This is a genomic window from Nannocystis punicea, assembly GCF_026965555.1.
Classification (GTDB): domain Bacteria; phylum Myxococcota_A; class Polyangia; order Nannocystales; family Nannocystaceae; genus Nannocystis; species Nannocystis punicea.
Genome location: NZ_CP114040.1, coordinates 227,990 through 251,532 on the forward strand (window position 1 = coordinate 227,990; position 23,543 = coordinate 251,532).

General features: G+C 70.5%; 24 protein-coding genes. 16 read left to right on the forward strand and 8 right to left on the reverse strand.

Translation table 11 applies throughout. The features are described from left to right. Positions 1 to 41 precede the first annotated feature (41 nt). Both O0S08_RS00825 and O0S08_RS00830 read right to left on the reverse strand, forming a co-directional pair. Positions 42 to 1,079, reverse strand: coding sequence for a hypothetical protein (locus O0S08_RS00825; protein ID WP_269037015.1), 1,038 nt, complete (start codon positions 1,077 to 1,079; stop codon positions 42 to 44). A 118-nt stretch (positions 1,080 to 1,197) separates the two neighbouring features. Then, entirely contained in the window at positions 1,198 to 1,647 is a 450-nt protein-coding gene (locus O0S08_RS00830) for a hypothetical protein (RefSeq protein ID WP_269037016.1), read from the reverse strand. 78 nt (positions 1,648 to 1,725) lie between these two features. Here O0S08_RS00830 and O0S08_RS00835 point away from each other — a divergent pair, with 78 nt between their 5' ends. Both O0S08_RS00835 and O0S08_RS00840 read left to right on the forward strand, forming a co-directional pair. Continuing rightward, positions 1,726 to 2,715, forward strand: coding sequence for a spermidine synthase (locus O0S08_RS00835; protein WP_269037017.1), 990 nt, complete (start codon positions 1,726 to 1,728; stop codon positions 2,713 to 2,715). A gap of 41 nt (positions 2,716 to 2,756) precedes the next feature. After that, positions 2,757 to 3,731: a fused MFS/spermidine synthase gene (locus O0S08_RS00840; protein WP_269037018.1), complete on the forward strand. Its 975-nt coding sequence runs from the start codon at positions 2,757 to 2,759 to the stop codon at positions 3,729 to 3,731. Positions 3,732 to 3,863: 132 nt separating this feature from the next. Here the strand turns inward: O0S08_RS00840 and O0S08_RS00845 are convergent, their stop codons facing one another. Next, entirely contained in the window at positions 3,864 to 5,507 is a 1,644-nt protein-coding gene (locus tag O0S08_RS00845) for a DUF4388 domain-containing protein (protein WP_269037019.1), read from the reverse strand. 50 nt (positions 5,508 to 5,557) lie between these two features. Here O0S08_RS00845 and O0S08_RS00850 point away from each other — a divergent pair, with 50 nt between their 5' ends. Further along, positions 5,558 to 6,346 carry a Stp1/IreP family PP2C-type Ser/Thr phosphatase gene (locus tag O0S08_RS00850; protein WP_269037020.1) on the forward strand — a complete coding sequence of 263 codons (789 nt, stop codon included), beginning with the start codon at positions 5,558 to 5,560 and terminating at the stop codon, positions 6,344 to 6,346. A 1-nt stretch (position 6,347) separates the two neighbouring features. Here the strand turns inward: O0S08_RS00850 and O0S08_RS00855 are convergent, their stop codons facing one another. Then, a complete protein-coding gene (locus O0S08_RS00855; RefSeq protein WP_269037021.1) occupies positions 6,348 to 7,433 on the reverse strand; it encodes an NAD(P)/FAD-dependent oxidoreductase in 1,086 nt (361 codons plus the stop codon). Positions 7,434 to 7,523: 90 nt separating this feature from the next. Between O0S08_RS00855 and O0S08_RS00860 the strand changes: the two genes are divergently transcribed. Continuing rightward, the gene (locus tag O0S08_RS00860) at positions 7,524 to 7,832 is read left to right on the forward strand and encodes a hypothetical protein (protein WP_269037022.1); all 309 of its coding nucleotides are present in this window, start codon (positions 7,524 to 7,526) and stop codon (positions 7,830 to 7,832) included. Between the two features lie 27 nt (positions 7,833 to 7,859). On the opposite strand, the gene O0S08_RS00865 is transcribed toward O0S08_RS00860, so the two are convergent. Next, a complete protein-coding gene (locus tag O0S08_RS00865) occupies positions 7,860 to 8,351 on the reverse strand; it encodes a hypothetical protein (protein ID WP_269037023.1) in 492 nt (163 codons plus the stop codon). Between the two features lie 222 nt (positions 8,352 to 8,573). Between O0S08_RS00865 and O0S08_RS00870 the strand changes: the two genes are divergently transcribed. The 5 genes from O0S08_RS00870 (at position 8,574) to O0S08_RS00890 (ending at position 13,214) form a co-directional block, all read left to right on the forward strand. Next, on the forward strand, positions 8,574 to 10,136 hold the full coding sequence (locus O0S08_RS00870; protein WP_269037024.1) for an Rne/Rng family ribonuclease: 1,563 nt from the start codon (positions 8,574 to 8,576) through the stop codon (positions 10,134 to 10,136). A 15-nt stretch (positions 10,137 to 10,151) separates the two neighbouring features. Further along, a complete protein-coding gene (locus O0S08_RS00875) occupies positions 10,152 to 10,802 on the forward strand; it encodes a PilZ domain-containing protein (RefSeq protein WP_269037025.1) in 651 nt (216 codons plus the stop codon). A gap of 66 nt (positions 10,803 to 10,868) precedes the next feature. Further along, on the forward strand, positions 10,869 to 11,345 hold the full coding sequence (locus O0S08_RS00880) for a J domain-containing protein (RefSeq protein ID WP_269037026.1): 477 nt from the start codon (positions 10,869 to 10,871) through the stop codon (positions 11,343 to 11,345). 70 nt (positions 11,346 to 11,415) lie between these two features. Further along, entirely contained in the window at positions 11,416 to 12,246 is an 831-nt protein-coding gene (locus O0S08_RS00885; protein WP_269037027.1) for a class I SAM-dependent methyltransferase, read from the forward strand. A 20-nt stretch (positions 12,247 to 12,266) separates the two neighbouring features. Then, positions 12,267 to 13,214: a class I SAM-dependent methyltransferase gene (locus O0S08_RS00890; protein ID WP_269037028.1), complete on the forward strand. Its 948-nt coding sequence runs from the start codon at positions 12,267 to 12,269 to the stop codon at positions 13,212 to 13,214. Between the two features lie 99 nt (positions 13,215 to 13,313). Here O0S08_RS00890 and rimO read toward each other — a convergent pair whose 3' ends face one another. Then, entirely contained in the window at positions 13,314 to 14,657 is a 1,344-nt protein-coding gene (gene rimO, locus O0S08_RS00895) for a 30S ribosomal protein S12 methylthiotransferase RimO (RefSeq protein WP_269037029.1), read from the reverse strand. Positions 14,658 to 14,731: 74 nt separating this feature from the next. Then, complete coding sequence (locus O0S08_RS00900) at positions 14,732 to 16,522, reverse strand: multiheme c-type cytochrome (RefSeq protein ID WP_269037030.1); 1,791 nt, start codon at positions 16,520 to 16,522, stop codon at positions 14,732 to 14,734. A gap of 247 nt (positions 16,523 to 16,769) precedes the next feature. On the opposite strand from O0S08_RS00900, the gene rpsP reads away from it, so the two are divergent. From rpsP to O0S08_RS00930, 6 genes are all read left to right on the forward strand, one after another. Beyond that, the gene (gene rpsP / locus O0S08_RS00905; protein WP_269037031.1) at positions 16,770 to 17,066 is read left to right on the forward strand and encodes a 30S ribosomal protein S16; all 297 of its coding nucleotides are present in this window, start codon (positions 16,770 to 16,772) and stop codon (positions 17,064 to 17,066) included. Between the two features lie 99 nt (positions 17,067 to 17,165). Then, on the forward strand, positions 17,166 to 17,423 hold the full coding sequence (locus O0S08_RS00910; protein WP_096329709.1) for a KH domain-containing protein: 258 nt from the start codon (positions 17,166 to 17,168) through the stop codon (positions 17,421 to 17,423). Positions 17,424 to 17,435: 12 nt separating this feature from the next. After that, on the forward strand, positions 17,436 to 18,029 hold the full coding sequence (gene rimM / locus O0S08_RS00915; RefSeq protein WP_269037032.1) for a ribosome maturation factor RimM: 594 nt from the start codon (positions 17,436 to 17,438) through the stop codon (positions 18,027 to 18,029). Then, positions 18,026 to 19,396, forward strand: a complete 1,371-nt coding sequence (trmD, locus tag O0S08_RS00920) for a tRNA (guanosine(37)-N1)-methyltransferase TrmD (RefSeq protein ID WP_269037033.1) — start codon at positions 18,026 to 18,028, stop codon at positions 19,394 to 19,396. The genes rimM and trmD overlap by 4 nt, the downstream gene beginning before the upstream one ends. Further along, on the forward strand, positions 19,383 to 19,796 hold the full coding sequence (rplS, locus tag O0S08_RS00925) for a 50S ribosomal protein L19 (protein WP_267687425.1): 414 nt from the start codon (positions 19,383 to 19,385) through the stop codon (positions 19,794 to 19,796). Before trmD ends, rplS begins: the two co-directional genes overlap by 14 nt. Positions 19,797 to 19,802: 6 nt before the next feature. Then, a complete protein-coding gene (locus O0S08_RS00930) occupies positions 19,803 to 20,243 on the forward strand; it encodes a YraN family protein (RefSeq protein ID WP_269037034.1) in 441 nt (146 codons plus the stop codon). A gap of 116 nt (positions 20,244 to 20,359) precedes the next feature. On the opposite strand, the gene O0S08_RS00935 is transcribed toward O0S08_RS00930, so the two are convergent. After that, positions 20,360 to 20,986 carry a hypothetical protein gene (locus O0S08_RS00935; RefSeq protein ID WP_269037035.1) on the reverse strand — a complete coding sequence of 209 codons (627 nt, stop codon included), beginning with the start codon at positions 20,984 to 20,986 and terminating at the stop codon, positions 20,360 to 20,362. Positions 20,987 to 21,930: 944 nt separating this feature from the next. Here O0S08_RS00935 and O0S08_RS00940 point away from each other — a divergent pair. Next, positions 21,931 to 23,529 (forward strand): tetratricopeptide repeat protein, encoded by a 1,599-nt coding sequence (locus O0S08_RS00940; protein ID WP_269037036.1) that lies wholly within the window; start codon positions 21,931 to 21,933, stop codon positions 23,527 to 23,529. Positions 23,530 to 23,543: the final 14 nt, after the last annotated feature.

The window sequence follows — 23,543 nt, forward strand, 5'->3', positions numbered from 1 at the left end:
TATTCGCCCGCGAGCCGGCTTATCCTCGCATCATCGAGGCATCATTGAGGATTGATGCGGATGCCGAGGTTGACGGCCAGGCGGGTCTCGGGGTTGGGCCCGGTGATTTGGCGCGAGAACCCGAACCCGAGGTCGAAGCCGATCCCCCGCTTGGGCGCGTCGCGGACGAAGCCGATGCCGCAGGCGATGAAGCCGCGGTCGTCCTGCTTGCCGCGCCCGCGGCTGTCCCAGTAGCCGCCGAGGCGCAGCGGCACCGTGTTCTTGATGGTGTACTCGGCGCCGCCGGAGAACACCATCCGCGTGTACTTGTCCTGGTGACGGAACGACGTGAAGTCGTACATGCCGTCGAAGTTGAGCGAGAAGCCGTGCTGGCGGGTGGGGAAGACGGCCAGGCCGTGGGCCACGGTGCGCGGGAAGTCGGACAGCAGGCTGACCCGGTGGCGGTCGAGGCTGTCGGGCGCGACCACGAACGGGTCGAGCTTGAGCGCGGTGACCGGCGGCGTCGGCCCGACCAGGTTCTGGCCGACCACCGAGACGTTGACGAACTGCTTGATCGACAGCGTGACGGCGAGGTCGAGGCCGAAGGCGTAGCGCTGCTTCTTGGCGTCGTGCGGGTCGCCCTGGGCGTCGACGAAGCGCAGGCTCGACTGCAGGAACTTGGGCCGCACGCCGAACGCGAGCCACCCGGGCGCCGCGTTGATGGCGATCGGCAGGCCGACCTCGTGGGCCATGTGGAACAGCTCGAGCTCGTGCTCGCCGCCGCGGTCGTCCTTGAAGCCGACCTTCGGCAGGCCCAGCGTGGCCACGTAGCCGAGGCCCACGGCCACCCGCGGGTTCAGCAGCGAGTCCATCGCCTGGATGCCGACCCCGTGGGTGTTGTTCTCGAGCTGCACCTGATAGACCGGGTCGATCAGGAACTGGCGCGTGAACCCCATGTTGGCCGGGTTCGCCAGCATGGCCCCCGAGCCGGTCGACGAGGCGCGCGTCGCCCCGCCCATCCCGAGGTTGCGCGTGCCATCGAGTCCCGGCGAGGCCAGCGCCTGTGACGGGATGACAACCGCCGCGACGACCGCGAACACGGCCGGGATGCAGGCGCGGCGGCCCGGGAGGGCAGGCGAGAGGCGAAGAGCACGGCGGGTTTCGGGCATGTCGGCGGGGCCGCCTCGCCGTAGCAAGATCGGGGCCAGGCAGAGGGTGTCAGACGGTGCGGCGCGAGGCCAGGCCGAACAGCGCGAGGACGAGCACGCACATCGCCAGCAGCAGCCACAACTGGTGGTCGCTCCAGCGCTGGGCCTCGGCGAGGAGGTCGACCGGGCGAGCGGCGACGACGTCGACGCGGGCCCACAGCCGGTCGAGGTGCGGCACGAGCAGCAGGCGGTGGGCGAGGGCGGCGGCGATGAGGACGAGGGCGATGGTGGTGCCGGCCCTGGAGGCGATCCACCGCGGCGAGGCGAGGGCGAGGACGACGCTGGCGACCACCACGAGGTCGGCGAGGCGCTGACCGAGCGGGGCCGAGAGGGCGCGCGCGAGGTTGGCGTCGATCAGCGGCGAGGCCGACAGCGCCGGGATGGCGACGAAGTAACCGACGACGAGCGCGCCGAGCAGGAGGGCGGCCGCGGCGAAGCCGATCAGGGCAGCGGGTCTCACGACCGCGGCCTATGCCACGGTCCTCGGCCCCGGCCAAGTTTGCGGCGCGACGCCCGGGCGGTGCGCTACAGTCGCGCGGTGCAGCGGCGGGGCTTTCTCCAGCAGCTCGGCGGAGCGGTCGTCACCGGCCTCGGCGGCGCGCTCGCGACACGGACGGGCCGGGCGGCCGGCAGTCACATGTCCTCCGGGACAGGCGACGAGGAGCGGATCCTCGGCGAGGGCCGCTCGCGTTACAACCACGTGCGCGTGGTCGAGCGCGGCTCGGTGCGGACCATGCTGTTCATCGGCGACGACGGCACGCAGTACATCGAGACGCGCATCGACGCGGCGCACCGGCGCAGCCTCGACCTCGACGTCTTCCGCACCATGCTGGCCGGCTTCGTCGTGCATCCCGAGCCGCGGCGGATCCTCGTGCTCGGCCTCGGCGGCGGCGCGCTGCCCGGCTACTTCCACGAGCGCCTGCCCGGCCTGCAGCTCGAGGCAGTCGACATCGACCCCGAGGTGGTGCGCCTGGCCCAGGCGTTCTTCGGGGTACCGAAGGACGATCCGAGCTACCGCGTCCACGTCGCCGACGCCCGCCTGTTCCTCCAGCGCGCACCCGCGGACCAGCGCTGGGACATGATCGTGCTCGACGCGTTCCGCGGGGTCCAGGTGCCGCTCCACCTCAAGACCGCCGAGTTCCACGGCGAGGTCCTGAAGCGCCTGGCCGACGGCGGGGTCGCGGTCGCCAACTTGCACAACGCGACCCGCATGTATCCCCACGATCGCGAGACGATCGCCGCGGTCTACCCGAGCTGCTACGGCTTCCTCAGCGAGGCCGGCAATCAAACCACTCTGGTCGCCGGCGCCGCCCCGGCGCGCCTCGGCGTCTACGCCCTCCGCGCCAACGCCCGCCGGGTCCAGCCGCGCTTCGACGACGTCGACGTGATGGGCCTGTGCGCCCGCTACTACGTCCGCCGCGACTGGGAGCGCGTGGCGGTGCTGCGCGACGACTTCGCCGCCGACGGCCTGGCCGCCGCCGCCGAGCGCAACAACGGCTCGTGCCTGCGCGGCTGCACCTACCGCTGACCCTCCTACCGCCGGGCCGCGGCCCGGGCTATGGTCTGCCCGTGACCGACGCCTCGTCCCTGCTCTCGCGCCGCGGCCTCCTGCTCCTCGGCGGCGGCAGCCTGGCCTTCGGGGCAGCCGCGCTCGCGCGCTCGGCCGAGGCCGCCGAGACCGTGCTGGCCGAGGCCGTCTCGCGCTACAACCGGATCCGCGTGGCCGAGCGCGGCTCGGTGCGCACCATGTACTTCGTCGGCGACGACGGCACCCAGTTCATCGAGTCGCGCCACGACCGCTCGCGCCCGCAGAGCCTCGACCTCGACTACACGCGCACCATGATGGCCGGCTTCCTGCTGCAGCCGCGCCCGCGCCGGCTGCTGATGCTCGGCCTCGGCGGCGGCGGCATGAGCAACTACTTGAAGACCCGCTTCCCGGACCTCGAGATCGACGCGGTCGACATCGACCCCGAGGTGGTGCGCCTGGCCCAGGAGTTCTTCGAGGTGCCGAAGAACGACCCGAGCTACCGGGTGCACGTCGCTGACGCCCGCCTGTTCGTCGAGGGCGCGGCGCCGGAGGTCCGCTGGGACATGATCATGCTCGACGCCTTCCGCGGCGTGTTCGTGCCCTACCACCTCAAGACCGCGGAGTTCTACCGCGCCTGCCTGGCCCGCCTGGCGCCCGACGGCGTGGTGGTCGCCAACCTCCACAACGTCACCCGCATGTACCCGCACGACCGCGAGACCACCTCGGTCGTGTTCCCCCAGCGCTACAGCTTCGTCAGCGAGACCGGCAACCAGACCACGCTGGTCGCCTCGGCCGGCCGCGAGCGCGTCGGGGCCTACCAGATCCGCGCCAACGCCCGCGCCGTCCAGCCGCAGTTCGACGCCGACATGCTCGGCCTCGCCGCCCGCTACTACGTCCGCCGCGACTGGGAGTCCTCCGCGGAGGTGCTCAAGGACGACTTCAAGCCGGCGGAGCTCGAGGCCGCCGCGGGCCGACACAACCAGACCTGCGTCAAGAACTGCCGCTACGGGCTGTGAATTTTGGGACATGCCCGAAAGGGCATGTGTTGAAAGACATGTCCTCGAGGGCAAGGAGCCATGGGGGCATGCACAGGTCGAGCGGATCCTGCTGCGACGGGCTCGGGTGCTCGCGCGGGGCGCTGCACCACGTCAGCGGCGCGGGCCGAACAGCTTGCGGCGAGGGCCTTCGGGCGTCGAGCGGCGCAGCTGGATCGCGTGGATCTGCCGCTTCGCGTCGATGTTGTCGGGCTCGAGCTCCAGCACGTGATTGAAGTGCAGCAGCGCCTGCTCGTCGTCGCCTGACCCGAGGGACAGCAGGCCGAGGTCGTAGTGGGCGCGGACGCAGCGCGGCTGGCGGGCCAGGACCTCGAACAGGGCCGCGCGGGTGGCGTCGCGGACCGAGGCCTTGTCGGCGGCCAGCTGGTACTCGCACCACGCGACTGCGGCGCGGAGCTCGAGCTCGTCGGGGTTGAGCGCCGCGGCCTTGCGGTAGCGCTCGAGCGCGCGGTCGAAGTTGCCGGCGCGCAGCAGCTTGTCGCCCTCGCGGAGCACCACCTCGCTCTCGAGCACCTGCTGCGCGCTCGGGCCCGGGGTCGCGCGGGCGGGCGGCTGGCTGCCGCGCAGCAGCGCCGCGATCTGCTCGCGCTGGGCGTCGTCGGACAGCCGCTGGTAGGCCTCGCTCAGCGCCGCGAACACCGCCTGCGAGCGCGCGCGCAGGTGGCCGAGGCCCTGGTGCGGCAGGCTGTCGGGGTGGAAGCGCCGGCTCAGCACGTGCCAGGCGGCGCGGATCTGGGCGCGGTCGGCGGTGGTCGCCAGGCCGAGCAGGTCGAACGCGTTGGCGCCGCCGGCGACAGCCGCCTCGAGTCGCTCGAGCTCGCCGGCGAACTCGGCGGCGCGCAGGCTCTCGCGCCCGCTGGCGGGCTGGCTGTGCGAAAGGACAGGTTTCGAAGAACCTGTCGCTTCGGGCAGGGTGGCGATCGGCCCGGTGCCCTGCTCGGGCGGGGCGTTGGCCGACTTCAGCATCTGACAGGCCCACAGGGTGTAGACCACGGCGGCGACGCGCGCCTCGGGCTGACCGGACAGGCGGGCGACGTCGGTGACGTAGAGGTTGCCGGGGCGGAGGGCGTCGACGATCGCCTCGTCGCCCCTGGAGAAGTGGAACTGGGCCCGGTAGCGCTCGAGCGAGGAGCGCAGGCGCAGCGGACCGTCGAGCAGGAGGCCCATCTCGGCGGCGATCCGGCGCGGGTCGAAGTGGGCGACCACGCCGGCGTGGATGAGCTCGAGGGTGTTGACCTGGGTCGGCTGGGAGGCGTCCGACTCGGCGGCGCCGTCGCCGGCGAGGATCTGGACCGTGCCGGCCCGCAGCGCGAACAGGTGGACCACCTTGCGCGCGCACTGGACGCGCAGCGCCTTGCGGAGCTGGCCGCCGGTGACGAGGCGGCGGCGCACGAGGTAGTGGCCGAAGCGCTCGCGGGGGGCCCCTGGCTGGGCCAGGCGGGCCAGTTCGGCCATCGCGCGGTCGCGCTCCGCCGGCTCGATGAGCCCGAGATCGACGAGGACCTGGCCGATCGAGTCGTGCGGGCTGGTAAAGTCGGTGAAGATCGGCATCCCGCCCTGAAACCACACCCGCCGCGCGCCGGCGTCGGCGCTCCGGCCGGGCGCGTCGGCGGCCGGCGGCGTGAGGCTGATCGTCCCGGTGAAGCGGCGGTGCAGCAGCGCGAACATGAGCCGGGGCAGGCTCATCCTGGCCAGGTCGACGACCTGCGGGTCGGCGCTCGGCGGGGCCGTCTCCATGGCTTCGATGCTAGCACTTCGGCGCGCCGGCCTGCTACGTTTGGCCTCGCATGAGCATCAGCTTCATGGTCGGCCCGCATCGGGTCCGCTTCGCCGGCAAGACCGACATCGGCCTGGTCCGCGCCCACAACGAAGACAGCCTGCTGATCCCGCGCGAGATGGCCCTCGCGGTCGTGTCCGACGGCATGGGTGGCCACGCCGCCGGCGACGTCGCCAGCCGGATCACCGTCGAGACCATCGACCAGCACTACCGCGACACCGCCCGCAGCGGCCCCAACACCTGGCCGTTCAAGCTGCCCTCGCTCGAGATCGAGAAGCAGCGCATGAGCGTCGCCATCCAGCTCGCCAACTCGAACATCTTCGAGACCGCCCAGGCCGACGGCAGCAAGAAGGGCATGGGCTGCACCGTCGACGCCATCTACTTCAACCAGGGCCGCTTCTTCATCGGCCACGTCGGCGACAGCCGGGTCTACCGGATCCGCGAAGGGCGGATTCAGATGCTCACCGAGGACCACTCGCTGCTCAACGACTACCTCCGCATGAAAGAATTGAGCGGCGACGAAGGGGTCCACTTCCCCCAGAAGAACGTGGTGGTCAGAGCCCTCGGCCTCGCCGATCAGGTCCACGTCGATGTCATCGCCGATGGCTTCAAGGTCGGCGACGTGTTCATGCTGTGCAGCGACGGCCTCAGCGGCATGCTCGACGACCGCGTCCTGCTCGACATCGTCACCGCCCGCGACAGCCTCGACACCACCTGCAACGAGCTGATCAAGGCCGCCAACGACGCCGGCGGCAACGACAACATCACCGCGATCCTCTGCCGCATCGAGAAGCCGTGAGTCACAGCAGCGCGGACACTCGCTCGGCCAGCGCCAGCGCGGCCGTCAGCCCGGGCGACTCGATGCCGACCAGGTGCACGCAACCCGGGCTCTGAAACACCGCGAAGTCACGCTCGGCCGGCTCGTCGGGCGCGCGCAGCTTCGGGCGGATCCCGCATCCGTCGTACGCCAGCTGCTCCTCGCCGATCGGCCCGAGCAAGGCGCACGCGGCGCGATGAAACGCCGCCCGCTTGTCCGCCGCAGGCCCGAAGTCGTCGCGTGCGTCGACGTACGTGACGTCAGGTCCGAGTCGACAGGCGCCGGCGAGGTCGAGGGTGAGGTGCACGCCGAGGCCGGCCGCGCCGCGCGCTCGCACCGGATAGATCAGGTGGCGGTAGCGCGCCCGCGTGCGCAGGCGGAAGTAATCGCCGCGACAGGGGTAAATGCGCGGCGACTCGGCCCCGAGCATCGCTGCCAGCTCGTCCGCGTGCAGCCCGGCGGCGTTGATCACCCGCGCCGCGGCCACCGGCCCGCGCGTCGTCTGCAGCGTCACGGCGCCTTCCGCGACCTCGGCCGCCTCGACCCGCGCGCGCAGGCCGAACACCGCCCCGTGCGCCTCGGCGTCGGCCCGAAGCGAGGCGCACAGCCCGTGGACGTCGACGATCCCGGTGTTCGGGCACCACAGCGCCGCCCGCACGTCCGGCAGCTCGGGCTCGCGCGCCCGCGTCACGGCGGCGCCGACGAGCACGCAGTCACGCGCCCCGGCCGCGCTCGCGTTGGCGGCCAGCGCCTGCAGGGCCGCCTCTTCCTCGCCGGTGCGGGCGATCACCAGCTTGCCGAGGCGCGCGTGATCTACCTGATGATCCGCGCACCAACTGTACAAAAGTTCCTGTCCCCGCAGACATGTCTCGGTTTTCCACGAGGCCGGCGGGTAGTAGAGCCCCGAGTGGATCACGCCGCTGTTGCGGCTCGACACTCCGGCGCCTTCCCGGGCTTCGCGTTCGAGCACGAGCACCTCGAGGCCGCGTCGGGCGAGCGCCGAGGCGACCGCACAACCGACCACGCCGGCGCCGACGACGGCCACGTCGACCTGGTCGAGGCCGGGCACTCTCGGACCTTAGCAGGCGCGGCTGCCTGCGACAGCGCGTCGCTTGCTTGGCGAGCCTGCGAGGTTTAAAACCCCCACGGGAGCCCCGCCATGGCCGAGATGCACATCAAGAGCCACACGTTCAGGACCGACGGCGAATGGGAGACCATCGACACGCTGTGGTACAGCCCGTTCTTCTACTGGCAGCGGAACGGCCTGCGCGTCACGCCGCCGGTGCCGCTGCGGATCGTCGTCTTCAACAAGGTCGTCGACGAGTCCGACGAGGGGTGGATCAACCAGGGCGGCGCGAGCGCGATGCTTCTGCAGCGGATTCAGGCCCGCGGTCACAAGGGCCAGACGATCCGCGTCGAGGTCGGCGACGAGATCACCGAGGAGAACCGCCCGACTCGCTCGCCCTGATGCGGGCGCGGCGGTCGGGCGCGGCGGTCAGCGCTTGGCGCCTTCCTGCTCCTGGAACCAGGTCAGCGCCTCGAGCATCGCGTTGTTGCCGGTGATGTCGCTGAGCTCGACCTTGACGCCCTTGTCGCTGAAGAACAGGTCGTTGGCGACCAGCGGGTTGCGGCGCTGGGCGATAAAGAGGATGGGCTCGGCGCCGCGGGTGTAGCCGAGCTGGACGATCGCGTTGGGCAGCCAGCGGCCGTTGTCGCCGAACTTGAACTCGCGGGTCAGCCGGTAAAAGCCCTCGTGCGGCAGCTTGACGAGCGACGAGCCCCAGCCGTAGTCGACCTTCGGGACCTTCACCCCGGGCATCTGGAAGCGCCACTGGTTGTGGATGTTCTGCACCGGAAGCAGGACCGAGGCGGGCGCAAACTCGGCGTCGGTGCGGATAAGGATGAGCAGGTTGGGGGCGACGGTCGCCTCGTGCTCGGGCAGGAACTTCGTGGTCTTGAAGATCCCCGGTTGGTACTGGAAGGCCATGGCGCGGGGAACACTACAGAAGACGGCGGGGCCAGGAAAGCCGAAAATCCCGCGCCGCGCGACGTCGCCGGCCGGCGCGCGAGGGTGCTCCAGGTCACGCCCGGGTCCCCCCGGGCAGGCCGTGGCCGCGGATGACGGCCGGCCCGCGACCTGCGAGCGCTCGGCCCGCGTATCCACGGTTGTCACCGGGCGCCCCGGTTGTGCTACCAATGCCCGGTCGCCGTGTCAGATTCCGTCATTGTCATCAACGCCGATGGGCCCGAGACGCGGGTCGCTCTCATCGAACAGGGGATCCTCTCCGAGTACTACGTCGAGCGCGAGCGCGAGCGCGGCACCGTCGGCAACGTGTACAAGGGCAAGGTCCTGCGCGTCCTGCCCGGCATGCAGGCCGCGTTCGTCGACATCGGCGAGGAGAAGGCCGCGTTCCTTTACGCCGGTGACATCGCCGCTCCGGGCGGCCAGGGCGAGAAGGAGGCGGCTCTCCGCGCTCTCGGCGGCGACGACGACGACGAGGTCGCGCCGCGCCGCACCGGTCGTCACGGCGACATCACCGAGCTGGTGCGCCCCGGGCAGGAGATCCTCGTCCAGGTGGTGAAGGACCCGATCTCGAGCAAGGGCGCGCGGATCACCACGTACATCTCGCTGCCGGGCCGCAACGTCGTGTTCATGCCGACGGTGAGCCACATCGGGATCTCGCGCCGGATCGCCGGCGACCGCGAGCGCCGGCGTCTGCGCCGCCTGATCGATCAGATGCGCCCCGCGGGCTCCGGCTTCATCGTCCGCACGGTCGCCGAGTCGGCCAGCAACAACCAGGTCCGCGCCGACATGGATTACCTCCTGCGCCTGTGGGAGAACATCCAGTTCAACGAGCGCCACCAGCGCGCGCCGGCGCTGCTCTACCGCGACCTCAACCTCATGCTCCGGGTCGTGCGCGACAACCTCACGCCCGAGTTCAAGAAGGTCATCGTCGACGACCGGATCGCCCACGACAAGGCGGTGCGGTTCATCGGCGCGTTCATGCCCGAGCTGGTCGACCGCGTCGAGCTGTACACCGGGCGCGAGCCGATCTTCGACGGCTACGGCATCGAGCTCGAGATCAACCGCGCGCTCGAGCGCAAGGTCCAGCTGAAGAGCGGCGGCTCGCTCGTGTTCGACCAGGGCGAGGCGCTGACCGCGATCGACGTCAACACCGGCAAGTTCGTCGGCGCCAAGGGCAAGACGCTCGAGGAGACGATCACGCAGACCAACCTCGAGGCGGCCGAGGAGCTGGCCGATCAGCTGCGCCTGCGCAACCTGGGCGGCCTCGTCATCATCGACTTCATCGACATGGACAAGGAGTCGAACCGGCGCAAGGTCTACCGCAAATTGCAGGAGGTCCTCCGCCGCGACCGCGCCAAGGCGCACATCACCAAGATCTCGGAGATGGGCCTGGTCGAGATGAGCCGCAAGCGGACCAAGGAGTCGCTCTTGCGGCTGTTGACGGCCCCCTGCGAGGTCTGTAACGGTAAAGGCTACACGAAGAGCCCGACCACGATGTGCTACGAGATCTTGCGCGAGGTCCGGCGGGAAGGCCCGCACCTCACCGGCGACACCATCATCGTCCAGGCCGCCCCCTCGGTGGCCGAGCTGATGAACGGCCCCGAGGTCGCCGCGGTCGACAACATGGTCAAGCGGCTGCAGAAGGGCATCGACATCCAGGGCCGCAAAGACTTCCACATCGAGCACTTCGAGATCCGCACCAAGAACAAGGGCGGCCGCAGCACCACCAACAACCCGGCCGACTGAGCGAGAGGAGCGACCATGGCGAAAGCGGTGGAACGGCGCCGGAGCGAGCGCTACACGGTGAACGCCGAGTTCGCCGAGCTGGAGCCCGGCAGCATCTCCTTCGTCAGCAACTTGAGCGAGCAGGGCGTGTTCATCAACACGCGCGCGCGCCTGCCGGTCGGCGCCGCGATCGACCTCCGCTTCACGATCCTGCTCGACGACCCGGTCGTCATCAGCGGCACCGGCCGCGTCGTCCATCTTCAGGACGAGCCGCGCGGCATGGGCGTCGCCTTCCACAACCTCAGCGCCGAGATGACGCTCCGGGTCATCGACGCGATCGCCTGGCATCGCACTCGCGAGGCCTCACGCGCCGCCGAGCCGGGCTTCCGCACGCGCGAGCTCACCGCCGAGGAGCTGGCCCAGCTCGAAGAAGGCGACGAGATGGCCAGCGAGTCGGTCACGAGCCTCAGCGCCTCCGCCGTGCTCGCCGAGGACAGCCTGCCCGCCGCCGCCCGCAGCGGCCTCGCCCGCCGCGGCGCCCGCGAGGACTCGCTGTCCCGCGCCAGCCTCGATGACTCCAACCAGTCGCTCCCGCCCCCGCCGCGCTTCGGCGCCTCCGCCCCGGTCCCGGCCGCGCGCAAGGCCCCGCCGCCGCCGCCCAAGGACGACGACTACGAGGACTTTTAGCCGCGGCCGCCCCGCGCGCGCCGCCGCGCGTCTTGCGAGCGAGGCGATTTTCACTATCGTGAGCGGGTGAGCATCACTCGCCGCTTCCTCGACCTCGCGCGGGCCAACATCACCGACTTCTCCCAGGCCTTCCGCCGCGGCGACCCGCTCGAGGGGCTCAGCGAGGACGAGCGCCGGGTCATCGACGACGAGGTCGAGAAGGACACCGTCGGTACCAAGGCCGGCAAGCGCGCCCGCCAGGTCCGCGACGCCGCCGAGGAGATGTGGGACCGGGCCTTCGAGGCCAGCCAGCGGGCGGCCGGCAACAACCCGCCGCGCCAGCGCAGCTCCGAGGCCGAGCGCCTGCGCTGGTACCGAACCCTCGAGCTCGAGCCCGGCGCCTCGCTCGAGGAGATCCGCAAGTCCTACCGGCGCCTGCTGAAGCAGTACCACCCCGACCGCTTCGCCAAGGACCCGGAGAAGTACAAGGTCGCGACCGAGGTCACGCGCAACATCACGGTCGCCTACGACGGCCTGACCACGCTGCTCGAGCAGCAGCGCTGAGCCGCCGGGCAAAAAGTCCGCGCGGCGCTGCGCGGTTTTTGCGGTACCGTGCGGCGGTCTCGAGGACCCGTTGACCGCACGCCCCGCGAAGAGCAAGTCCGCCGCGAAGAAGACCATGGCCGCCCAGGCCGACGTACACGCCCTCTACGAGCGCGCCGTCCAGGACCCGGGCAACGACGTCAAGTTCTTCAACCGCATCTACAAGAAGCTCCGCGGCCACGACCCGGTGTCGCTGCGCGAAGATTTCTGCGGCACCGCGGTGCTGTGCGCCGAGTGGGTCAAGAGCGGGGCCGAGCGCACCGCCCTCGGCGTCGACCTGTCGCAGGAGACGATCAACTGGGGCCTCGAGCACCGCATCGTCCCCGCCGGCCGCGCCGTCGCCAGCCGCGTCTCGCTCGTCTGCGCCGACGTCCGCGAGGTCAAGAAGCCCAAGGTCGACATGGCCTGCGCGCTCAACTTCTCCTACTACTGCTTCAAGCGCCGCGACGAGCTGCTCGACTACTTCCGGGCCGTGCACGCCGGCCTCGCCAAGGACGGCCTGTTCTTCCTCGACCTCCTCGGCGGCACCGAGGCCCTCGTCGAGGGCTCGACCGACAACGACCACGGCGACTTCGTCTACCGCTGGGAGCAGGCCCGCTTCGACGCCCTGACCCACGACTTCCTGTGCCACATCCACTTCCTGTTCCCCGACGGCTCCAAGCTGCTCGAGGCCTTCACCTACGACTGGCGCCTGTGGATGGCCCCCGAGCTGCGCGACCTGCTGCTCGAGGCCGGCTTCTCCAAGGTCCACGCCTACTGGGAGAAGACCAACGCCGAGGGCGAGGGCACCGGCGTGTTCTACGAGCCGGACTACGTCGAGAACCAGGAGATCTGGTGGACCTACCTCGCCGCCGAGCGCTGACGCAACCTGTCTGAACGACCATGTCCAAAAAGACCGCGAAGGCCACCGCCAAGAAGTCGCCCGCCAAGAAGCCGCCGAAGAAGCAGCCGCCCGCGAAGACGCAGGCGAAGTCGGCGGCCAAGAAGAAGCCGAAGCAGCCGGCGCGCAAGGTCGGGCCGACGCTGGCCGAGAGCGCCGACAAGTTCGCGCTCTACCAGCGCTCGGTCCAGTCGCCGAGCGTCGACATCGAGTTCTTCGAGGCCGAGTTCCAGAAGCACCGCGGCCGCGCGCCCCTGAGCGTGCGCGAGGACTTCTGCGGCACCGCCCTGTTCTCCGCCGAGTGGTGCAAGTCGGACCCGCGCCGCACCGCCCTCGGCGTCGACCTCGACGGCCCGACGCTCGACTGGGGCCGCACCAACACCCTCGCCGCGGCCCCGCCCGACGCCGCCGAGCGCGTGACCCTGGCCCAGACCGACGTCCGCGACACCAGCCTCCCCGCGGTCGACCTGATCGTGGCGATGAACTTCAGCTACTGCATCTTCAAGACGCGCGAGGAGCTGCGCGGCTACTTCGCCGCCGCCCGCAAGAACCTGGTCGAGGACGGCGCCTTCGCCCTCGAGGTCTACGGCGGCACCGAGGCCGTGGTCGAGCTCAGCGACGAACGCGAGCTGCGCGGCGGCCTGACGTACGTGTGGGAGCAGGAGAAGTTCAACCCGATCGACCACCACACGCTCTGCCACATCACCTGGAAGTTCCGCGACGGCTCGCAGCTGTACCGCGCCTTCACCTACGACTGGCGCCTGTGGACCCTCCCGGAGCTCGGCGAGCTGCTGCGCGAGGCCGGCTTCTCGGCGGTGAAGTTCTACTTCGAGCGCGTCGAGGCCGACGAGGACGACGACGAGTACCTGACCGGCACCGGCGAGTTCGTCGAACACACGGAGATCGAGAACCAGGAAGCCTGGCTCGGCTACGTCGTCGCGCTCAAGTGAGCGGACGTGACTTCGGCGAATCACCGCGACGCGGGTGATTCGCCGAGCTCAAGGCAGGTCGGGCAGGGATTCGCGCGGCGGATCTCTGCCCGCGTCGCGTCACAGGGCCAGAGTCGCCACCAGGTCGTGGGCGTCGGCCTGGGTCACGCGGGCCTTCAAAAAGTCGCCCGGCTTGCCGGTCCCGTCGGTGAGCACGACCTTGCCGTCGATCCCGGGCGCCTGGCCCTCGTGGCGGCCCTCGAGGAGAAACTCGCTCTCGTCGGACTCGCCGTCGATCATCACCTCGATGACCTCGTCGATCATCTCCTCGTGGCGCTCTTGACGGATCTCCTCTTGCAGCTCCATCAGCGCCAGCCGGCGCTCCTCGGCCACCTCCGGCGACACGCGGGTCGGCAGCAGCGCCGACGGCGTGCCGTCCTCGCGCGACCACGGGAACACGCCGAGGTGATCGATCGCCCCCTCCTCGACGAATTGATAGAGCCGCTGGAACGCCGCCTCGGTCTCGCCCGGGTGGCCGACCAGCATCGTCGTCCGCAGCCAGATGTACGGCGACTGCGCGCGCAGCTTCTCGACCAGGTTGCGCACCACCTTCTCGGTGTAGCCGCGGCGCATCTTCTTGAGCACGTCGGTGTCGACGTGCTGCAGCGGCACGTCGAGGTAGGTGGCGATCTTCGGCTCGCCGGCGATCATCGTCAGCAGCTCGTCGCGCACCGTGGTGGGGAACGCGTAGTGCAGGCGGATCCATCGCAGATCCTTGACGCCGCACAGCCCGGTGAGCAGCTGCTCGATGTTGCGGGGGTCCTCGAGGTCGGTGCCGTAGGTGGTGAGGTCCTGGGCGACCAGGCAGATCTCGCGGGTGCCCTGCTCGGCCAGCTGCTCGGCCTCGCGGACGATGCTGTCGATCGCGCGGCTGCGCTGCGGCCCGCGCAGCTTGGGGATGATGCAGAAGGCGCACGGTCGGTCGCAGCCCTCGGCGATCTTCACGTACGCGCTGTGCCGGCGCCCGGTGACCTGCCGCGGCGTGGTGTGGTCGTACAGGTAAGCGCGCCGCCCCAGCGGGCTCACGGCCATGCGCGGGGCCTGCTCGGCGAGCACCTGCGCCAGCCCGAGCTGGTCGGCCGAGCCGAGGAAGTTGTCGACCTCGGGCATCTCCGCCGCCAGCTCCTTGGGGTAGCGCTGGCTCAGACAGCCGGCCACCACCAGCCGCTTGGCCTCGCCCTGCGCCTTGATCTGCGCCAGCTCGAGGATGGTGTCGATCGACTCTTTCTTGGCCTCTTCGATGAAGCCGCAGGTGTTGACCACCAGCGTGTCGGCGTCCTCGGGCGAGTCGACCAGAGTGTGCCCCTGGTCGCGCACGACGCCGAGCATCACTTCAGTATCAACCTGGTTCTTGGGACAGCCAAGCGAGACGAAGTAGACCTTCTTCGGCGCGGGCGCGGACATGACGGGGCAAGAGAGCACGCGCGCCCCCGGGGGTCAACGCCGGCCGGTCAAGACCTTGCGCACGCGCGGGCGGCTCACATCTGCTTCGGGCAGGCGCCGCCGGCCTTCTCCAGGCCCGCCGCCCGCAGCTCGCGCCCGGTCGGCCCGTCCCCGAGCAGCGCCCGCCGCCCCTCACCGTGACCGGCGCCCAGCACGTCGCGCAGGTAGGCCTCGTAGTTGAACGTGTCCGAGTGCTCCGCAGTGTGGCAGCCGAGGCAGACGTCGACCGCGGCCTCGCGGCGGATGCCGAACGCCTTGCCCGCCTTCTCCGGCGTCTCCGCGTGGATGCTGCCCGGCCCGTGGCAGACCTCGCACTGCACGTCCTCGAGGCCGGCGACCTCGACCACTTCGGACCCGCCGGGCTGACGAAAGCCGGTCACGTGGCAGCCGACGCACGACAGGTCGAACTGCTTGTTGACCTTCACCAGCGTCTCGTAGGCCCCCGCGTGCCGCGTGCCGGCCCAGTGCTTCTCGGCCGCGTCATGGCAGGCACCGCACTGCTCCACGCCGATGTAGCTCGCCTGACCCTTCGCCGGCGGCGGCGGCTTCACGCCCGCGAACCGCTGCTGGTTCTGCGTCGCCACCCACGCGTCGTAGCTGCGCAGCGCCTCGGCGCCGGCCGCGTCGACCGGCAGCTTGCACGTGATCTTCTGCTGCTCGAACGTGACGGCCACCGCACCGCTGGGCGCGGTGTCGCTGGCCATCGACGCCGCGAGCGCCGCGCGCTCCTGCTCGAGCCGGGCGATGTACCCCGGATCGGCGGACGGATCGGCGCGGAACTTGGTCAGCCGCGCGTCGAGCCGCTCGAGCTCCTTGGCCTGCACCGCCGCCGATGGCTGGACCTTCCACGCGTCCGGCCCGGGCATCGCCGCGAGCGCCGACGGATCGATCGACAGCCGCACGTGCGCCAGAGTCTGCGCCTGGTCGCCGGGCTCTAGCACCCAGCCGTGACCCACGCGCGTCGCCGGAGCGCCCAGCCTGGCCTTCTCGGTGCCCTCGGGGATGCCCGTCACCACGATGTCCGCCCCCGGCACGCCCTCGGCGACCTCGACCGCCGCAGCGCGCGTCCCGTGGACCAGCACGATCACCACGTCGGCCCCGGCCGCGCGCATCGCCGCGATCTCACGCTTGGCCGCGTTCGTGGTCGGCTCGAGCGGCCCGAGCAGCTTCACCGCCTCCGGGCTCGGCTCGTGCACGGCCGTCACGCCGAGCTGCAGCGCCGGCTTGCCGTCGTGCCCCGGGATGTCGACCACGCGGTGCGGCACCACCCCGAGCTCGTCGAACGCCCGGCTGTTGGCGAGCACGCGCGGCAGCGGCCAGCGCTTGAGCGCTTCCTGCGCAAGCGGGCTGGACAGGTCGTTCGCCCCGACGCCCGCCACCAGCGAGCCGCCCAGCGAAGCGAATCGCTCCTGGAGCGCGCCGGCCCGCTGATACGCCTGCGCCCACGCCGCCTCGTCGTGCGGCGCCTCGGGCCCCTTGGGATCGGGGATGAGCAGCCCACCTGGCTCGACGACCAGGCGGCGCTGCGGATCGATGTCGTGCCCCAGGTAGCCGAACACGTACTGGAGCCCGCCGAGCGGCTCGGTGGTGCAGCCGCACGGCGCGACCGCGCCCATCACCCGGGCGAACGCCACCAGGTCGATCGTCAGTCGCGGAGGGGGGGAGGTCGGCTCCGCAGGGCTGGTCTTGGTCGGACCGGAGCCGGGCGAGCCGCAGGTCGCACAGGCCAGGATCGCCGACGCCACGAGCGCGGTGAGCCCTGCGAGCGCGCGGGGGCGGGGCCGGAGGACGGCGAGGCCGGCGGCGCGGGGAGGGGAGATCGGCATGGTCGCGGGGGCGGAGATCTTAGATCGCGCCGCCGGCCGCGCCGCTCCGCAGCAGGGGACATTGCGCACGTCCGCCCCTGCCATGCCGGCTTTGCCTGCCCGCCGGGCCGAGGTATACGCCTCCGCCAGCAGCGTTGCCCGCGACGCGGGAACCGTTGCGCAGCGACTTGACCCGCGCACGGCGAGCCGTTTAGGCTTCGCACCCCTTTTCGCCTCCGGCGCACAAGCTCCTTCAAAGCACGCAGTCATGGCCGTCAAGATCAGGCTCGCCCGCATGGGCTCCAAGAAGCGTCCCTACTACCGCATCGTCGCCGCCGACGCCCGCAGCCCGCGCGACGGTCGCTTCCTCGAGCGCCTCGGGACCTACGACCCGCACGCCGAGTCGGTCACCCTCAATGCGCCGCGCGTGGAGTACTGGGAGAGCCAGGGCGCCACTGCCACGGACACCGTCGAGCGCCTCCTCCGTCGCGCGCGCAACATCGCCGCTGGCAAGGCCCCGCGGGCCGTCAAGCCGAAGACCAAGAAGACCGAGAAGAAGAAGTAAGCCGTCCGGCTCGCTTCTTTCTCCCGGTCCCTCGTCCTCGCGCCTCGCCCCGTCGCGCTCGCAGGAGCCGCGACGGTGCTACACCCCCGGAGGCACCCCATGCCCGCAGCGTCCGCGAACATCTCCCTCAAGGACCTCGTCGAGTTCCTCGCGCGTGCCCTCGTCGATCGTCCCGACGAAGTCCACGTCGCCGAGATCGCCGGCGAGCAGACCGTGGTGCTCGAGCTCCGCGTCGCCCGTGACGACCTCGGCAAGGTCATCGGCAAGCAGGGGCGCACCGTCAAGGCCATGCGCGCCCTCCTCAGCGCCGCCTCGGCCAAGCTCCGCAAGCGGGCCGACCTCGAGATCCTCGAGTAGCCGGAGGCCGCCGTGTCGGGCCGCTCCGCCGCGATCGCCGTCGCCGAGGTCTCCGCGCCGCACGGCGTCCGCGGCCAGCTCCGCTTCCACCTCTACGACCCCGACTCGCGCGCGCTGCGGCGCGGCCTGCGGGTCGAGCTCCGGCCGCCGAACAGCCCCGAAGGACATGCCCGATCGGACATGTCCTTCGAGATCGTGACCGTCGAGCCCGTCCCCGGCAAGGCGTCCGTGCGCGTCCAGTTGGCCGGCGTCGCCGACCGCGACCACGCCGAGCGCCTGCGCGGCTGTGAGGTGTGGGTCGCCCGCGCCGATCTCCCGGCGCTGGCCGAGGACGAATTCTACCTGAGCGACGCGATCGGCCTCCCGGTCGAGCGCGCTCTCGCCGATGGCCGCACCCAGGCGCTCGGCCTCGTCGCCGGCGTGACCAGCAACGGTGTGCAAGATCTGCTCGAGGTCGAGTGGACCCGCCCCGACGGTCGCCGCGACACCTGGCTCCTGCCCGCGCTGCCGCAGTTCATCGTCGACCTCGACGGCGAGCGCCTGCGCGTCGACCTGCCGCTCGGCCTCCTGCCCGACGCCCTCGAGGAGGGCGCAGAGGCGCCGTGAGCGGCCAGACCTTCGAGGTCTTCAGCTTGTTCCCCGACGCCGTCGCCGGCTTCCTCCGCGGCGGCCTGGTCGGCAAGGCGCTCGCGCGCGAGCTCGTCAGCGTGCACTGCACCGACTACCGCGAGTTCGCCACCGACCGCTACCGCACCGTCGACGACGCGCCGTACGGCGGCGGTCCGGGCATGGTGATGAAGATCGAGCCGGTCGTCGCGGCGCTCGAGCACGTGACTCGTCTGCGCGGGCCGATGCACCGGATCCTCCTCACCCCTGCCGGTCCGCGGTTCGACCAGCGGGTCGCCGAGCGGCTCGCCGCGGTGCCGCGGATCGGCCTCCTGTGCGGCCGCTACGAGGGCATCGACGACCGCGTCCGCGAGCACTTCGTCGACGAGTGTCTGTCGCTCGGCGACTTCGTCCTCAACGGCGGCGAGGTCGCCGCGTTGGCGATCATCGAGGCCGTCGCCCGCCTGCGCGAGGGCGTGCTCGGCAACCCCGAGTCGGCCGCGCGCGACAGCTTCTCGCTTCAGGACATGTCCTCGCCGACAGGCTCTAAAGAGCAGGGCGCCTGGCTCGAGCACCCGCACTTCACCCGCCCGCCGGAGTTCCGCGGCCTCGGCGTGCCGGAGGTGCTGCTCGCCGGCGATCACGCCGACGTCGCCCGCTGGCGCCGCGAGCAGGCCTGGCGGCGCACCTGGGCCCTGCGCCCCGACCTGCGGCCGCAGCGAGCGCTGCCGGACGACGCGCCGCTCTACCTCGTCGCCCACTTCGCAGCGGGCGAAAAGGACATGTCTGAAAGGACAGCTCTGATCGCCGCGCTCGCGGCCGCCGCCGGCGAGGCCGGGGCCGAGCTGCGGGTCGTCTCGCCTGGCGGAAGGCCGCCCGAAGGCGCTGGCGTCGCCCGCGCAGCCCATTTTCGGAGCCTCAAAGATCTCGCCCGCGAGCTGCGTCGCCGCCACGGAGCCGCCCCGCGACTCGTCGCCCTTGGGCCCGCGAGCGATCTGCCGCTCGCCCGCGGAGCCGCGCCGTTGCTCGATCTGCTGGCCGCTTCGGGGGCGGGAGATCTCTCAGCGCCGCTGGTGCTGGTGCTGGCGTGCGAGGCCACGGGAGATCTCGCACGACCCGCCGCGAACGCTTCGCAAGGCCGCTCCGGGCCCTCGTCTACGGCGCCGGGCGGCCTCGAGGCGGCGTTTTCGCCGGTGAGCCCGCGGCCGTCCAGGCTCGCCTCGGGACTTGCAGAAACGCCCTCGATGAATGACTCTTCCGGCCCCCAGCCGGTGCAAGCCGCAGCGCTTCTCGCCGCCGTCGCACTGGCTGAACTCAAGTCCCGCCGCTCCACGCATCCTTCGGAGCTCCGCCATGAGCAACAGTAACCCGTTGATTGAAGCGATCGAGGCCTCCTACAAGCGGAGCGATGTTCCCGAGTTCCGTCCCGGCGACACCATCCGCGTCCACGCGAAGATCTCCGAAGGCGGCAAGGATCGCATCCAGGTCTTTCAAGGCGTCTGCATCCACCGCAAGCGTGGCGGCGCCCGCGGCTCCTTCACCGTCCGGAAGATCTCCCACGGCGTCGGCGTCGAGCGCGTCTGGGCGGTCAACTCGCCCCGCGTCGTGAAGGTCGAGCTCGTCTCGCGCGGCAAGGTCCGCAAGGCCAAGCTCTACTACCTCCGCAACCTCAGCGGTAACGCCGCCCGCATCCGTGCCCGCCTCGGCGGCTACGCCAACGAGCTGCTCACCTCGGGCGGCGAGTCCGGCGAGTCGCAGGGCGACTGAGCCCCGATGCCCGCGCCACCCTCCACACGGGTGCGCGGCCAGCTGGCGGAGGAACAGGCCGCGCGCTTCCTCGAGGCGCGCGGCCTCCTCGTCGTCGACCGCAACGTCCGCGCTGGTGGCGTGGAGCTCGATCTGGTCGGGCTCGTGCCTGCCGGTGTGGACGATCGCGTCGACACGTACGTATTCGTGGAGGTCCGCAGCCGCGAGGACGATCGCGCCGGCCTCCCGGAAGAGACCGTCGACCCACGCAAGCAGGCCCGACTTCGACGAGGAGCGGCCGCGTGGCTGGTCGGTCGCGACCTGTGGGAGACGGTGGCCGTGCGCTTCGACGTCGTCAGCGTGCTGAGCAGCTCGAGCGACGACGCGCTCGCTCCTGAGGACCCAAGCGCGAAGGCCCCGCGGATCCGCTGGATCCTCGGGGCCTTCGAAGCCGATCGCACGCCGTGAGGCTCAGGCGCCGGTCGTGTCGGTCGGCGTCGGCGTCGACATCGGACCCAAGCGCGAAGGCCCCGCGGATCCGCTGGATCCCCGGGGCCTTCGAAGCCGATCGCACGCCGTGAGGCTCAGGCGCCGGTCGTGTCGGTCGGCGTCGGCGTCGGCATCATCATGTCGTTGCCGCAGATCGGCTTGCCGCTCTGGTCGGTCGGGAACTTGGCGCACTCGGTGGCCGTCTCGTCGACGGCGCCGGCCGAGAGGTCGTCGTTGCACACGCAGAGCTTCTGGCAGCACAGCTCGCCGAGCGTCTGGATCGCCACGCAGCTGAAGCCGGTGGCGCAGCTCGTCTCCTTGGCGAGGACCTGCTGGCCGATGCCGCCGTCCTTGCAGTCGTCGTCGTCGCCGCAGGTCTTCGAGCACATCGAGCGCTCCAGCACGAACGTCGAGGCCAGCTTGCACTCGCCCTCGACGCACGCGAAGCGGGCCTTGCCGTCTTCGCTGGCCGCGTTGCACATCTCGTCGGTGGTGCACGGAGCGGTCGGCGGCTCCTGCTCGTCGGCGTAGACGCAGAGGAGGTCGTTGCAGCTCAGGGCCGGGAAGGTCACGACCTTGTCGGCCGGCGGGTCGACGTCGCCATGATTGCAGGGCGCGCCGACATCGCCCTTCGGACAGGCGGCGAGGAGCGGCACGAGGAGCAGGGCGCCCAACGCGTTGGCGACGGTGCGCAAGAGAGCAGGCGTGCGAGTGACTTGCATGTGGCGTCTCAGTCTTGGCGGCCGAACAGGTTTCCCATCGTACACTGCCGGACCATAGGGTCAAGCGCCGCGAAACGGCGGTAGAAGCCCTGCGCATCGGCCTCCACGCAGATCTCGCAATCCAGCCCCCTCCGGGCCCGCCCGTTCTCGTCCGCTCGCGTCCGCTGGCTCGCGTCGGCGTCGCCCCGACCTCGGCGGCCGATCGCGTCGGAAAGGGTCCGGACGGGCTCTCAGACCACCATTGCCGGTGGGCGCGGCACCTCGAGGGTCGGCGGACGGCGAGCGCTGCCCGACGTCGATAACCGGGATCTTCAAGTGGGCGATCTCCACCCCACCCGTACATCTCCCCCAGACGCCCGCAGGCCCCGTTCTGGCCGGTATGCCCGTGTAAAAAATCACGGCCCTCAGCCCGGGCGGCGCCGGAATTTTCGCAAGCCGGCCGGAACCTCCGCAGATCGGCGGAAGCTGGGCCCCGTTGCAGGTCGGCGAGCGGTTCACCGGGTCCGGGGTGTGTAGTCCCGGGTCAGGGCCGCTGGCGGGTCGCTGCGCGAAAACCTCCGCGACCCTCGGCTTCTTCCTTTCCGTGCGCCCGACCCTTCCAAACCCGTCGCGGCTGGCTCTTGCGGCTGCGAGCGCGCCGCTGGTATCGTCCGAAAACCCTATGAAGGCCCGCAGTGCGCCGCGCAGGTCCACCTACCATGGCCTGCAACTTTGTGATTGAGGGTCTGCTCTCGGATCGCCGAAACTCCGCACGCTGAGGACGCATCGACCGCATGAAATCGCTCCGCCAACTGACGTCCACCACTCTTCTCAGTCTTTGCGCCACGTGGGCCCTGTACGCGGCGCCGGCTGTGGCCGGTCCGCCGCCCCCGCCTCCGGCGAAAAGCCCCGCCGTCCCGCCGCCCACGGGAGGTCCGGCTGTCCCGCCGCCGTCCGGTGGCCCGGTGGCTGCACCCAGCAACCCTGACGGTGCAGCCACGGGCGTGCTGGCCGAGGCCGAGGACAAGTACAAGGCCGAGGATTACCAGGGCGCGGCGGTCATCTTCCACGCGGTCGCGAGCGGCAAGACCCCGGGCGACAAGTCGCGGGCCCAGTTCTGGCTCGGCAAGTCGCTGTACAAGCTGCAGTACTACGCCGTCTCGCTGGCCATCCTCGGCGAGATCGTGACTGCGGGCCCGAGCCACCCGTACCACAAGCTGACGCTGCCGTGGCTCGCGTCGCTGAGCCGCGAGCTGCCCGAAGGCGCCGGCGTGCTCGAGAAGGTCGGTACGTACAAGCCGACCGAGCTCGAGGACTCGGCCTTCGACGAGGTGCGCGACGAGCTGTACTACCTGCTCGGCCGCTTCTACTACCAGAAGGGCGACCTCGGTCAGTCGATCGCGCTGCTCGGCCAGGTGCCGGACAACAGCGATTACTACATCCCGGCGCAGTTCTTCCTCGGCGTCGCCGAGACGCGTGAGTTCCACGGTCCGCAGGCGGTCGAGGCGTTCAAGAACGTCCTCCGCAAGAACATCTCGCTCAAGGAGCTGTGGGCGAAGGACAAGAAGAAGCGCAAGAAGGAAGCCAAGGCCAAGGCCAAGCTCGCCAAGAAGAACAAGACGAAGCAGCTGGCCGGCGAGGTCGAGGAGCTGAGCTTCGAGGAGGAGATGCAGCGCTACGAGGAGCGGGCCAACCTCGCCCTCGGCTACATCTTCTACCAGGTCGGCAAGTACGACACGGCGCTCAAGTACTACGACAAAATCCCGCTCGCGTCGCCGTACTGGCTCGACTCGATCCTCGCGTCTTCGTGGACGGAGTTCCGCCTCGTCGAGGTCGAGCCCGAACAGGCGAACATCCACTACCAGCGCACGCTCGGCTACATCCACACGCTCAACGCGCCGTTCTTCTACGACTACCTGTACCCCGAGTCGATCATCCTCAAGGCAGTGACGTACTACTTCAACTGCCGCTACCAGCCCGCGAAGCTGGCGATCGAGGAGTTCAACCGCAAGTACCCGAAGACCCGCGACGACCTCAAGGACCTGCTCGCCAAGGCGCCCGAGGACTTCGCGCTGTTCGACCTCAGCGTCAAGATCCGCAACAGCGAGTCGAAGCTCGACCCGTTCGTCGAGGAGGTCGCCCAGAAGTCGCTGCAGGACAAGACGCTCGAGAAGAACTACGCGTTCGTCAACGAGCTGGTGCGCGAGCAGGGCCAGCTCGAGGACGCCAAGAGCGACTTCAAGGGCAGCCCGCTGGCGGAGCAGATCACGGAGACGCTCGACGGCCTGCTCTCGCTGGGCAAAGAGTCGACCGGCGCCCTCGCGCGTAACCGGTTGATGCAGCAGATCCAGCAGATCAACGACCTCGAGCGCGAGGCGATCAAGATCGAGTACGAGATCTTGAACCGCATCAAGGCCGGTGACGCCGGCGCAGCCACCGAGCGCCGTCCGGTGCGACCGAAGGTCGACGCCGAGCACGAGATCTACAACTACAACGGCGAGTACTGGAAGGACGAGCTCGGTTACTACAACTACAAGGTTACCAGCCGCTGCAAGGAGGAGTAGCCGCGGCGGCGCCG

Bases quoted from the DNA above. Each gene is read 5' to 3' on its own strand.
- O0S08_RS00845 (WP_269037019.1), bottom strand. From the start codon at position 5,507: ATGGAGACGGCCCCGCCGAGCGCCGACCCGCAGGTCGTCGACCTGGCC.
- O0S08_RS00850 (WP_269037020.1), top strand. From the start codon at position 5,558: ATGAGCATCAGCTTCATGGTCGGCCCGCATCGGGTCCGCTTCGCCGGC.
- O0S08_RS00860 (WP_269037022.1), top strand. From the start codon at position 7,524: ATGGCCGAGATGCACATCAAGAGCCACACGTTCAGGACCGACGGCGAA.
- O0S08_RS00865 (WP_269037023.1), bottom strand. From the start codon at position 8,351: ATGGCCTTCCAGTACCAACCGGGGATCTTCAAGACCACGAAGTTCCTG.
- O0S08_RS00875 (WP_269037025.1), top strand. From the start codon at position 10,152: ATGGCGAAAGCGGTGGAACGGCGCCGGAGCGAGCGCTACACGGTGAAC.
- O0S08_RS00890 (WP_269037028.1), top strand. From the start codon at position 12,267: ATGTCCAAAAAGACCGCGAAGGCCACCGCCAAGAAGTCGCCCGCCAAG.
- rimO (WP_269037029.1), bottom strand. From the start codon at position 14,657: ATGTCCGCGCCCGCGCCGAAGAAGGTCTACTTCGTCTCGCTTGGCTGT.
- O0S08_RS00900 (WP_269037030.1), bottom strand. From the start codon at position 16,522: ATGCCGATCTCCCCTCCCCGCGCCGCCGGCCTCGCCGTCCTCCGGCCC.
- rpsP (WP_269037031.1), top strand. From the start codon at position 16,770: ATGGCCGTCAAGATCAGGCTCGCCCGCATGGGCTCCAAGAAGCGTCCC.
- O0S08_RS00910 (WP_096329709.1), top strand. From the start codon at position 17,166: ATGCCCGCAGCGTCCGCGAACATCTCCCTCAAGGACCTCGTCGAGTTC.
- rplS (WP_267687425.1), top strand. From the start codon at position 19,383: ATGAGCAACAGTAACCCGTTGATTGAAGCGATCGAGGCCTCCTACAAG.
- O0S08_RS00930 (WP_269037034.1), top strand. From the start codon at position 19,803: ATGCCCGCGCCACCCTCCACACGGGTGCGCGGCCAGCTGGCGGAGGAA.
- O0S08_RS00935 (WP_269037035.1), bottom strand. From the start codon at position 20,986: ATGCAAGTCACTCGCACGCCTGCTCTCTTGCGCACCGTCGCCAACGCG.